The organism is Candidatus Paracaedibacter symbiosus (assembly GCF_000757605.1).
In the GTDB taxonomy this organism is placed as follows: Bacteria; Pseudomonadota; Alphaproteobacteria; order Paracaedibacterales; family Paracaedibacteraceae; genus Paracaedibacter_A; species Paracaedibacter_A symbiosus.
The window spans coordinates 138,069-146,580 of record NZ_JQAK01000001.1 but is presented as its reverse complement, the minus strand read 5'-3'; the positions used below and the strand labels follow the sequence as shown (position 1 = coordinate 146,580).

Below are 8,512 nucleotides of genomic sequence, written 5' to 3'. Positions count from 1 at the left end.
GTTTAAGTTAAATTAGTGACTTAATTCTCCGTAATAACTTCGTATAGCATACATTATACGAAGTTATACGAAATCCTCAACACTTGAAATTCTGAAACGGGATCTGCCTCGGAAATTCGACTCGCCGCTAAGGCAGGCAAGCCCATTATTGTTAGTAATCCTAAGGATATAACGAATATTATTTTGGTTATGTTCATAATTTTAAAGTTCTAAATCTTTTTTATTTTTTTAGGATTACGGTACTTACAACAGTTACTTCTTTTTATTCAATTATAGGTAAAAATTTTGTTTAGAAGTCAGTCTTTCTTTATTTTTTTGCCATGGTGATCCCCTGGTAGCAAAGGAGTGATATCCTCCACCGTTCCTTCTCTGCTGTCGGAACTATCGGAACTATAAGGTGAATTTTCGCGTGCTGGTGAATTTTTCCGTTGTTCAGGAAAAAGCTCTTCTGACGAAATGCTTTCCATAGGTTTAGCATTCGGAAACGACGGATTACCATCCCCAAAGATAAACTTTCGAACATATGCTAGCATTGAAGAGTTTTGTTGACTTCTTAAATCTTTTACATTAGGTTCCCAAAACCCTTCATACTTCCTATGAAGCTTGGCTATATTGAGAGTAGGAAAAGCTTTTTTTATCTCCTTCCGTACATTATCAGGTATATTTTCATATCGTCCAGATTGTATATTGTCTAGATATCTAAGACTTTCCGGTAGCCAGTACGATTCTGCATAAGCTAGATAAGGCACAGCCTTTATCCCTTCGCCATTTTCTAGCTTTTCTACTCCAATAGAATAAGCCTTCTTAACAAGATCGATGTCTTTCTGAGTTTTCGGCAACTGATGGTTCTTAAACAAGGTACCAACGTTAAAGGGTAGGACTTTTTCTTTGAGTTCTATCCTCAACACTTGAAATTCTGAAAGGGGACCTGCCTCGGAAATTCGATCCGCCGCTAAGGCAGGCAAGCCCATACTTGTCAGTACTCCTAAATATATAACAAATATTATTTTGGTCAACTTCATGTTTATTTAATCTCCGATTAAAGGTTGAAATTTTCTTCTTCTTTCTTTGTAATTACAGTGCTTAAAGCAGCAGGATAATAACCTTGATAAGAAGAAAGAGTGAGTTTTCTTAGTTTTTCAATATATTTTTGAGATTGAGCCGACTCAGGAGTTTCCCCTTCTAGCAAGGTTACCTTATTATATAAAATGCCATACAGGGCGATAAGGTAAGATTGTCTAGCAATTTCCTCACTAGAATAGGATGAGGGAAGTAACACCAACCTTTGAGGCCAAGTCCAACTGCCATCCAAGGACCGAAAGTTACTGCTATACCACAAATTAAGAAAGCTAGGTGTATTTGCTATTCCAGTTATAATTCCTGTGACACTTGCAAGGCCTTGGGTAACGCCTATTGCTACATTGTATGGCTCTTCATCACTGTTTCCCTTATCCAAATTTGATATGCAGTTAGCCCCATAAACAAGTGAACTAGAAAAAGTATAAGCTAGTAATAGGGTTGCCGGTAATGGGAGTGAGTCCCTTTTTTTACATAAAGTAAGGCGATTAGCTAAATCGTTTGCCCATAATGAGAAAATTTGTTCGTGCTGCTTTGGCTCTCCAGGAAGTAAATCCAGCAATTTTTTAAGTGTGTTAATCTCTTTCCAAGAAGTGGTTCCGTTTGCCTTGTGGGTTTTAATATGCTGAGAGATTATTTTGTGTGGTGCTAGAATTTTTGCTTCTCTAATTTCCAGGGCATCTTGCGTTATTTGATTATCGTCCCATGCATATTTATCGCTCCATAAATTATGTTTGAGCATAAATTGCGTTGCTCGAACATAATGATTTTCGCTTGCTTTATTTAAAAGCTGTCTAGCTTTGCCCTTTATATTTTTTTGGGTATCTTCGTCTTCTTGGGATAGAGTATAACCATAAAATGTAAAAACTCCTTGGAAGTAAAATCCAAAAGGATTGCTCTCATCTTCCAAAGTTTCAAATATTTTACTAGCTTGTTCCCAAAAGTCCTGCCAATCACTATCCCTGACTTTTTTCTTTCTAAAGGGAATAGATCCATATGAGGGCATTTTTTCATCGCCTTTAAGACTTTTGCCTATGCCATCTTCGCGAATTATAGTATTAATATACTCCCCAAAATAATTCCCAGGTAATTCATTGGAAATAGGTTCCCAGGACATTTGAAATGATAATGATTCCTTCCTCAGGGGAGTAGGTAGATGCTGCACAATCCTTAATGCCGCGGGTGAAAAATCCCCTTCCTCTTCCGCAGCAAAAGTCATTGAAATTAAGCCAGGAATTAATATGGCATAGCGAAAAAAGTTCATAAGAAATTCTCTTCTAAAAGTATACATTATGTATTTGATATAAGAATGATTTTATCATTATTCAATAATCTATTTTTGTTTAAGTTAAATTAGTGACTTAATTCTCGCCAGAGGGAATGTAATGGGTGAAAATCTAAGCTGAAAGCGGGAATTGTTCTAAGACGGTGTTGATACAACCAAGAAGTATAATAATATTTATCACCAGTTTTTTTGGGACAACAGCCCCTACCTGAAGCGATCAAGGGCTCCTTGCAAGATAAAGGTCGCAGCCATTTTATCAACCACTTGGGCCCGTTTTTTGCGTGATAGATCAGCTTCTAACAATGTCCTTGTCACAGCCACGGTGGACAGACGCTCATCCCAAAAATAAACCGGAATATCGATCACGGTTAACAGCGCATCAATAAAGGCGCGCGCCTTTTGCGCCTGAGGGCCTTCGCTGCCATTCATATTAAGGGGCAGCCCAATAACAAAGCCAGCAACACTAAAATCATTTATTACTTTTTGCAACGCTTTATAGTCATTTTCAAGGGTGCTGCGACGAATAACCTCTAGAGGACTTGAAATAAACCAGGTGATGTCCGACAGTGCCAGGCCAATAGTTTTCTCGCCCAAATCAAGGCCTAACAATCGGTTTTTGCCCGATTTTAATTCTTTTAAATCATCTAAAGTAAGGACTGGCATAAGGATTCCTGAAGGTTGTGTGAATGAAGTGCATAGAACCTAGAATCTAAACCTATAGCAAGATCTTTAATAAAATCAACCTGCTTTTGCTTAACGTTGCGATCTCAACTTATTCCAATAGTCGAGACGCTTGCTGATTTCCCGCTCAAACCCTCGCTCCACTGGCGTATAGAACGTCTGTCGTTTCATCTCCTCGGGGAAGAAGTTTTGTCCAGAAAAAGCGTCGGGAGCATCATGATCATATTGATATCCCTCGCCGTATCCTTCTTGTTGCATCAATTTTGTAGGAGCGTTGAGGATATGCTTTGGTGGGGGTAACGATCCTGTTTGGCTGGCTGCTTTTCTCACTTTTTTTAACGCCATATAGACCGCGTTTGACTTTGGCGCTGTTGCCAAATACACAACCGCATTCGCGATCGCAAGCTCTCCCTCAGGCGAGCCTAATCGTTCATAACATTGGTAAACCGTGAGGGCGTGAGTGAGCGCTTGGGGGTCAGCCAAGCCAATATCCTCACTGGCAAACCGGATGAGACGCCGCGCCAAATACAAAGGATCCTCTCCGCCTTCCAGCATTCGTGCCATCCAATAAAGCGCTGCATCGGGGTCAGATCCTCGCATCGATTTAATAAAAGCACTGATCAGATTATAATGATATTCTTGGTTTTTATCATAAAGCGCCGCGCGCTTCTGCAATACTTTTCCTAACTCTTCTGCGCTTAAATCCGTCGCTGGATTCAACGCAGCCACCGTCTCAACATAGTTGAGCAACATCCGCGCATCACCATCCGCAAGACTTATCACAGCTTGACGAGCTGCCTCACTTAAGGCTAGACGCTTACCCAAATGGCTTTCTGCTTTTTGCAACAAGAGTTCCAGCTCTTCATCAGCAAGCCGATTGAGGACGAGCACGCGCGCCCGAGACAACAACGCTGAATTTAAAGAAAAAGAGGGATTTTCGGTCGTAGCGCCAATCAAAATGACCAGACCTGATTCAACGGGTCCCAACAGCGCATCCTGCTGTGACTTATTGAAGCGATGAATTTCATCAATAAATAAGATCATGCCAGGGGTTGATTGAGCTTGCTCAAAAACTTTACGCAAATCCGCCACTCCAGCAAAAACGGCAGATAACTGGACAAACGCACGCCCCGTTTCTTTAGAGATCAATCGTGCTAATGTCGTTTTACCTGAGCCAGGAGGTCCCCAAAGAATGAGTGAGGGTAAGCGGTGAAGCACCAATAATTGTCGGATCGTCCCATTCTCGCCCAAAAGATGTGACTGCCCCACCACATCCTTCAGCAATTGGGGACGCAGCAACTCGGCAAGAGGTTTTTCTATAGAATGATCAGCCATTGGACTTCCTTCTCAACTAAGAATTTTGGTTTCTAGCCAGGATTACGACGAAGGATTTTTCAACACCACAAGGAAGCAAAAGGCGATGATTTTGAAAGAAGTCCATCATTGCGCCTGAATCATTATTACAGAATCCCCTCGCCGGATCCCCATATGCCGCACAGGTTTTTTCATGAGGGAGATCAATTGCTTAACGGTCGTAATTTTTTGGCCGTTGACTTCTTCGATGATATCACCGGGCTGAACTCCAATAAAGCCAAATCCAAAACCATTAACCGGTGTTTCCACCACGACCACGCCGGCACGATTGAGCTCAGCCAGATTGTATTCTAAAGCCAAAGCTGGCGACATATTGGCGACCTTCACTCCAGCAAAAGGCCCCGCCTCTGCGACTAATTGCACGGTGGGATCCGGGCTTGCTGGCGGCGCAATCAAGCTAAAATTAATGGCCTCTTCTTTACCTTTACGGGTGATGGTAAGCTGAATCGGATTGCCAATGGTGATGCTTTGAAGCATAACCTTATAGTCCTCTTCAATTTGAATAGGATGACCATTGATTTTAGTGATGATATCTCCGGCTTTGAGTCCTGCTTTTAAAGCTGGGCTTTGGGGATGACACGACACCACCAGCACACCAGACGGCCTGTCAAAGCCAAAGGATTCTGCTTCTTCCGCTGACATGGATTTTAATTTAATTCCATCCCATGGATAAATAACTTTGCCATCGCCTTTAGCGGCCATTAATAACGGGCGAATTACGGCGGACGGAATGGCAAATCCCACCCCATGGGAAGCCCCTGTCTTTGACAAAATGGCATTGGGAATAGCGATGAGGTTGCCTTTCATATCCACAAGGGCGCCACCCGAATTCCCAGGGTTAATCGGCGCATCTGTTTGCAGCAATATTTGATCATTAAAGTTACGTGAAAGGGCAGAAATGATGCCGTTAGTGACGGTGAGCCCAATTCCAAAAGGATTACCAATGGCGATCACCAGATCTCCGACTTCGAGGTTTTTTGTATCGCCCAACGGAATGAATGGTAAAGAGAGTTTGTCTTTACCAACGTGATTACCAGCGGGATTAATTTTGATCACCGCCAGATCATTTTTCACGTCATTCACGACGATTTCGGCTTCAAAAGTGCGATTGTCGTCAAGCTTTACCTGGATTGCTTTAGCATTGCGTATCACGTGATGACAGGTAATGATAATCCCTTCAGAATCGATAATCACCCCTGACCCCAACGACCGCTCAACTTGCTGGCGTGGAATGTCGCCAAAACCACGCCGGTTACCCAAGAAAAGATTGAAAAATTCCTCATCAAATAAGGGGTTCTGTAATCGTCGCTCCGTCACCTGCAGCGCATAGATACTCACCACCGCTGGTTTTGCCTTGTTCACCACTGGGGCAAAAGAAAAGCTGATTTGCTCCCGTTTTTCAGGAACTTGTTTGCTTGACGTTTGTGAGGTATTTTTTTCAGAATCTTTATGAATGAGTTTACCCAAGAAAGATTGCTTTTCTTCCGCAACGCCATAACCCACAATTGTAGTTGCAAGGACGCCTAGCATGAAATATTTGACGACATTTTGACGCATGGTTGTCTAACCGCTTCAGGTGTTTTGCGTGTATTATAACCTGAATTTAACAGAAGAAACAGATGAAAATACATCTATATTGGTTACCATTAAAATTTCAAGGTTGTTATTGCGAGAAGCAAAAGCGCCGTGGCAATCTCCTTCCCGCATAACATCAAGTGATCACTACGCCCTCTAATGAGGGCTCGTGGTGACGAATTAGACTGACTCCCCTGCCTACTCAATATCCAACTTGGCTGGGACTATTTTAGCCTTAATAGCATTGAGCAATAGATGGTGATCACGTAAGTTCAAATCCGCATAGGCGAAGGAGAAATCAGCAATCGCTTCAGCTATTTCTTTACCTTTCCCCATATACCCAGCAATAATTGCAGGGTCAGCAGATCTGCCATGAGCTCTCGCCAAAGTCCATCCACAATAACGAGCGTAATCCAACATATCTGTCACGTTAAAGCTTTCAATCATTGGTTTAATCTTCACATCGTGCAGTTTGCGGATATAATAATGTCTGCCGCTCACATCCCCAATCAGGTGGCCAAGGAAAATGTCGCCTGCTGCCTGCATAATCCGTTGCCCATAGACAACCCGCTCGCCCTGACTAATAAAACTACGTTGGTTGACATAAGGTTCAAGAACAGATCGTTGAGCTTCTTTAATCTGCAAGAAAAGCGGATCATTTTCGCCAGCAAAGAACAAGGCGGCAGCACAAAAAGTTCCCACACTTCCCACACCAACGACCTTCATGGCGATATCAGCAAGTTCATATTTATCCAGCAAAATACGACGTTCAATCGGCAGACTACTTTGATATTTCTTCACCGTACGATGAGCACTTTCAATAAAACCGGGGTGCGCTTGCTCATCTGAGTGGAAAATTAATGGCGGGACATCAATAATTTTTGGTTGACCATGCACCACGTGGGCCATTTTGATCATTTCATGAATGCCATCAACTTTTTGTGCTTTAGATAATTGTTTTTTGGAAATTTTTTCTAACTTCTTATCCTTAAACATCTTGATCAGCTCTTGATAATCCATGATGTAGGCCCAAGCCTCTAACACTGGCATTTCTGCTAATTCATGCATTTTTTGGTTATAGCATTGAACAAGATGGCGAGCAACAAAGTGGGTATCATCGGCTGAAAAACCATTATTTTGACAAGCGATCACAAAACTTGCAGCTAAGCGTTTTAAGTCCCATTCCCATGGCGCTGGATAGGTTTCGTCAAAGTCATTCACATCAAAAACAATGCGATGTTCTGCAGTGGCAAACGCGCCAAAATTCGCTAAATGGCAGTCCCCACACGCTTGTACATAATATCCTGTTGTTGGAGTGCGGGAGAGATCTGAGGCCATGATTGCCGCAGCACCACGATAGAATGTAAATGGTGAAACACTCATTCGACCGTACCGAATCGGCAAGAGTTCCTGATTGCGGCTGGCGCCGGACTCAATTAAAAGGTCAATAGGATTTGGGCGGTCGTGCGCATTTAGTTCTGAATGAGATTTGGGTGGACAATGAAGGCGTAGCTTTTTCCCGGCATCGTAACGATCTGCCTTAGTTCGATGATAAGCTGGCTTTGCAAGAAAGCTTTCATGAAGTTTGGTGGGGTGACGAACAATTTCACCGCTCTTGGAACCATTCTTTTCAGTCTTTTCATTTTGTTTTGCCATGGGAAAACTCCATTCATACGCTGCAATCAGTTCATCCTGATACAATCTTTATAGCAAATACTATAGTTTGAATTTCCTTCTAAACAGTTAAAATTGACTAAACTTGTTGCTGGGTATAAAGGAAATATGAACTCGATATAAATATTAAAGAGAAGTCTTTTAATTTTTTCTGCCTTCTACATTGAAATTGTCTCACCCAGGTTTACTTTCTATAATAGGCAATGGTAACAAAGACACATTGGAAACCCTATGACTAGCTTATTTCTAAGCGAGATTATTCATGCTCGCATGAAAGATTCTCCAGATGACCTTGCCTACACTTTTTCAACATCCTCGGATATTACTGAAGCAGTTACTTACGGCGAGTTATTCAGCGAATGTCGACGAATTGCTCTTATCCTGCAAGAACTAACGCAAGACGAAGATATTATTTTGATTGCCGTAAGTCCTTCTCTAAATTACATTAAACTGATTTATGCCTGCATACTGGCAAACCGGATTTTTCTGCCCACTTTTCCGATTAAATCTCGCCATGATATGGCAAGAATTGAGTCATTACTACAGAAAATCCCAGTCCGCCTGGTGATTCATGATAGCAGAATTGAAGAAGCTATTCTGGGAGATCACTTTCATCATACTCCCATCAAACTTATCAAAGATATTCTTAATACCCACCCTAAAGACGTCGCTTTACTACCAATCAATTATCATCCAGAGAGACCTATTTTTCTCCAAGCTTCATCAGGAACGACTCATTTCCCTAAGGTCGTATAACTTCGTATAATGTATGCTATACGAAGTTATTACGGAAATATTTGACGACATTTTGACGCATGGTTGTCTAACCGCTTCAGGTGTTTTGCG

At 42.0% G+C, this 8,512-nt stretch carries 7 protein-coding genes; 1 reads left to right on the top strand and 6 read right to left on the bottom strand.

The window, feature by feature from the left end:
• Positions 1 to 296: 296 nt before the first annotated feature.
• From IG80_RS0100675 to IG80_RS0100650, 6 genes are all read right to left on the bottom strand, one after another.
• A complete protein-coding gene (locus tag IG80_RS0100675) occupies positions 297 to 971 on the bottom strand; it encodes a hypothetical protein (protein ID WP_156961977.1) in 675 nt (224 codons plus the stop codon).
• Positions 972 to 1,039: 68 nt separating this feature from the next.
• Positions 1,040 to 2,341 (bottom strand): hypothetical protein, encoded by a 1,302-nt coding sequence (locus IG80_RS0100670; RefSeq protein ID WP_032112173.1) that lies wholly within the window; start codon positions 2,339 to 2,341, stop codon positions 1,040 to 1,042.
• Between the two features lie 225 nt (positions 2,342 to 2,566).
• A complete protein-coding gene (gene ruvX / locus IG80_RS0100665) occupies positions 2,567 to 3,025 on the bottom strand; it encodes a Holliday junction resolvase RuvX (protein ID WP_032112172.1) in 459 nt (152 codons plus the stop codon).
• Positions 3,026 to 3,115: 90 nt separating this feature from the next.
• The gene (locus tag IG80_RS0100660) at positions 3,116 to 4,378 is read right to left on the bottom strand and encodes a replication-associated recombination protein A (RefSeq protein WP_032112171.1); all 1,263 of its coding nucleotides are present in this window, start codon (positions 4,376 to 4,378) and stop codon (positions 3,116 to 3,118) included.
• A gap of 105 nt (positions 4,379 to 4,483) precedes the next feature.
• Positions 4,484 to 5,974, bottom strand: a complete 1,491-nt coding sequence (locus IG80_RS0100655) for a trypsin-like peptidase domain-containing protein (RefSeq protein WP_052045809.1) — start codon at positions 5,972 to 5,974, stop codon at positions 4,484 to 4,486.
• A gap of 216 nt (positions 5,975 to 6,190) precedes the next feature.
• Positions 6,191 to 7,648, bottom strand: coding sequence for a DUF2252 domain-containing protein (locus IG80_RS0100650; RefSeq protein WP_084756242.1), 1,458 nt, complete (start codon positions 7,646 to 7,648; stop codon positions 6,191 to 6,193).
• A 249-nt stretch (positions 7,649 to 7,897) separates the two neighbouring features.
• Between IG80_RS0100650 and IG80_RS0100645 the strand changes: the two genes are divergently transcribed.
• Positions 7,898 to 8,422: an AMP-binding protein gene (locus IG80_RS0100645; protein WP_032112170.1), complete on the top strand. Its 525-nt coding sequence runs from the start codon at positions 7,898 to 7,900 to the stop codon at positions 8,420 to 8,422.
• The last annotated feature ends 90 nt before the right edge of the window (positions 8,423 to 8,512 follow it).